At 68.5% G+C, this 3,735-nt stretch carries 2 protein-coding genes; both read right to left on the bottom strand.

The features are described 5' to 3' along the window. Positions 1 to 412 precede the first annotated feature (412 nt). Positions 413 to 2,830 (bottom strand): DNA topoisomerase (ATP-hydrolyzing) subunit B, encoded by a 2,418-nt coding sequence (gyrB, locus tag PKE44_RS16380; RefSeq protein WP_324553321.1) that lies wholly within the window; start codon positions 2,828 to 2,830, stop codon positions 413 to 415. 30 nt (positions 2,831 to 2,860) lie between these two features. Further along, on the bottom strand, positions 2,861 to 3,735 hold an 875-nt coding region (gene recF / locus PKE44_RS16375), incomplete at its 5' end, for a DNA replication and repair protein RecF (RefSeq protein ID WP_324553318.1).

Here is a 3,735-nt window from a genome sequence, read left to right as displayed (position 1 = left end):
GCCGGCAAATGGATTTGTCTGCTGGACGGATGCGTTTCCGTTTCACCATCCCCGTCACGGGCCGGTGCATCGGCAGCCACGAGGGCGGGAATGGCAGTTGATGATTTCTGGAAAACCGGCCGGACCGGGATCGCCGGTCCCGAATTGTCCACAGCGGACATTCGCTGCATGACGCTCCGGCTCTGCAAGCCTGCCGGGGATTGCGGATCAGACCAGGCGTCTTTTATCGAGTCACGGCAAAGCCGGTCATGCCGGAATTGCCGTGGCAGCATTCAGTAAATGCCGTCACACCGGACTTGTCCGCAATCAACACACCGCATCCACAGCGCCATCCACCGTTTCTGTGGATTACGGAGTTGCTGCCGCCGGGGCTGTCGCGCCGCGGTCACGACGGACCGCGGCGCACGGGCGTTCAGACGTCGATGTTCGCCGCCGCCAGCGCGTTGCTTTCGATGAACTCGCGCCGCGGCTCGACCTCGTCGCCCATCAGCGTCGTGAACACCTCGTCGGCAGCGATCGCATCCTCGATGCGCACCTGCAGCAGGCGGCGGGTTTCCGGGTTCATCGTCGTTTCCCAGAGCTGCCCGGGGTTCATCTCGCCGAGGCCCTTGTAGCGCTGGATGTGCTGGCCGCGGCGTGCCTCGTCGAGCAGCCAGTCGACGGTGGCACGCAGGCTGTCGACGCCCTGGCTGCGCTCGCCGCGGCGGATCGTGGTCTCGGCGCTGAACAGATCGGCGATGCGGTCGGCGAGCTGCGCGAGCAGGCCGTATTCCGGCGTCGCGAAGAACTCGGCCGCGAAGCGCGATTCGCGCTCCAGCCCGTGGCGGCGCTGCACGACCGTCAGGCAGTGACCCTCGCCGTCCTCGCGCGCATCGAGGCGCACCGTGTACTGCGAGCCGTCGTCGGCCGCCGCCGCCAGCCGCTCGCCGAGCGTCTTGATCCAGCCCTCGAGGCCGCGGCCCTCGCGCAGGGTTTCGGCGCGCAGCCGCGGCAGCTGCACGAGCTGTTCGAGCACGCGCGCATCGAAGCGCCGTGCGAGCCGGCGGATCACCTGCGCGACCGCCATCGAATCGCGCGCCAGGGTTTCCAGCGCCGCGCCGCTGATCGGCGGGCTGACGGCATCGGGCAGCAGCTCGGCCCCGTCGAGCGCGGCCGACAGCAGATAGGCCGACAGCTCGCCGTCGTCCTTCACGTACTGTTCCTGCTTGCCCTTCTTGACCTTGTACAGCGGCGGCTGCGCGATGTAGACGTGGCCGCGCTCGACCAGCTCCTTCATCTGCCGGTAGAAGAAGGTCAGCAGCAGCGTGCGGATGTGCGAGCCGTCGACGTCGGCGTCGGTCATGATGATGATCCGGTGGTAGCGCAGCTTGTCCGGATCGAATTCCTCGCGGCCGATGCCGCAGCCGAGCGCCGTGATCAGCGTGCCGACCTCGGCCGACTGCAGCATCTTGTCGAAGCGCGCCTTCTCGACGTTCAGGATCTTGCCCTTCAGCGGCAGGATCGCCTGGAACTTGCGATCCCGTCCCTGCTTGGCCGAGCCGCCGGCCGAGTCGCCCTCGACCAGGAAGATCTCGGACAGGCCGGGGTCCTTCTCCTGACAGTCAGCGAGCTTGCCGGGCAGGCCGGCAATGTCGAGCACGCCCTTGCGGCGCGTCATCTCGCGCGCGCGCCGTGCGGCCTCGCGGGCGCGGGCGGCCTCGACGATCTTCTCGGTGATGCCGCGCGCATCGGCCGGGCGTTCGAGCAGGAAGGCCTGGAAGTGCTCGGCGACCAGCGATTCGACGACGCCCTTGACCTCGCTGGAAACCAGCTTGTCCTTGGTCTGCGACGAGAACTTCGGGTCCGGCACCTTCACCGACAGCACCGCGGTCAGGCCCTCGCGCGCATCGTCACCGGAAGTCGCGACCTTGGCCTTCTTCAGGATGCCTTCGGCTTCCATGTAATCGTTGAGCGTGCGCGTCAGCGCCGTGCGGAAACCGGTCAGGTGCGTGCCGCCGTCGCGCTGCGGAATGTTGTTCGTGAAGCAGAACACGTTTTCCTGATAGGAATCATTCCACTGCAGTGCCAGCTCGACGCCGATGCCGTCCTTTTCGGTATTGCAGTAGAACACCACTTCGTGCAGCGGCGTCTTGTTGCGGTTCAGATGTTCGACGAAGGCGCGGATGCCGCCCTGGTATTCGAACACGTCGGCCTTGCCGGTGCGTTCGTCATCGAGGCAGATGCGCACACCGGAATTGAGGAAGGACAGTTCGCGCAGCCGCCGCGCCAGCACGTCGTAATGGAATTCGATGTGCGTGAAGGTTTCGCCGCTCGGGCGGAAACGCACCTCGGTGCCGGCGAGTTCGGTATCGCCGATCACCTTCAGCGGGTATTGCGGCACGCCGTGCACGTATTCCTGCTCGTGCAGGTGGCCGTCGCGGCGGATCGTCAGTTTCAGGTATTCGGACAGCGCATTGACGACCGACACGCCGACGCCGTGCAGGCCGCCCGAAACCTTGTAGCTGTTCTGGTTGAACTTACCGCCGGCGTGCAGCACGGTCATGATGACTTCGGCCGCCGAGACGCCTTCCTCGGGATGCAGGTCGACCGGAATGCCGCGGCCGTTGTCGGTGACGCTGACCGAATTGTCGGTGTGGATGATGACCCGCACCTCGGTGCAGTAGCCGGCCAGCGCCTCGTCGATGGCGTTGTCGACGACCTCGAACACCATGTGGTGCAGGCCGGTGCCGTCATCGGTGTCGCCGATGTACATGCCGGGACGCTTGCGCACCGCGTCCAGACCCTTCAGGACCTGGATGCTCGACGAGTTGTAAGTGCTTGTTTCGCTCATCAAATAAGGTCCCCGGCAACAGGAGCGGGATTATACCACTTCCACCAGCGCGCCGGCCGCGAGCCGGTGCAGGCGCGCATCGGCCGGCAGCGTCCCGCCGAGGGCCGCCGCCTCGATCGCGGTGACGAACACCTGCGCGCCGGTCGCGGCCAGACGCTCGACGAAACGCGAGCGGTGCGCCCCGTCGAGCTCGGCCGGCAGGTCGTCGACCAGCAGCACGCAGGGCCGGCCGCAGGTCTCCCGGTACAGCGCCGCCTGCGCAAGCACCAGCGCGGCGACCAGCAGCTTGTGCTGGCCGCGCGACAGCGCCTCGCCGGGCGGGCGGCCGTCGAGGCGCACGGCGAAATCGGCGCGGTGTGCGCCGTGGCGGGTATGACCGGCGCGCCGGTCGCCTTCGCGCGCCTCGGCGAGCACCTCGCCGAGCGGCTGGCCGGCCGGCCAGCCGCGGCGGTAATCGAGCGTCAGCCGCAGGTCCGTGTCCAGCAGCGCCTGCAGCTGCGGCTGCGCGGCTGCGGCGAGCGCCTCGACGAAGCCGGCGCGCGCGGCATCGAGCGGTCCGGCGGCACTGACGAGTTCCGCCTCCCAGCCCGGCAGGCTTCTGAGCATCGCCGGCTGGCGCAGTGCGGCGTTGCGCTGGCGCAGCGCGAGCTGGCAGCGCCGCCAGTGCGCGAGAAAGCCCGCGTCGCGCTGGAACACGCCCCAGTCGAGGAAGCGCCGGCGCGGGCGCGGGCCGTCATCGAGCAGGCGATGGCTGTCCGGCGTCAGCAGCAGCACCGGCAGCACGCGCGCCAGCTCGGCGAGCGAGGGCAGCGGCGCGCCGTTGAGCCGGGCCGTGAACTGCGCGCCGTCGCGCTGCAGGCCGAGCGTGCCGGCGCTGCCGCCGGCGCCGAGGCGCGCGACCAGCC

It is taken from the genome of Plasticicumulans sp. (assembly GCF_035331805.1).
GTDB lineage: Bacteria > Pseudomonadota > Gammaproteobacteria > Competibacterales > Competibacteraceae > Plasticicumulans.
This window is presented reverse-complemented; position numbering and strand designations above follow the sequence as displayed.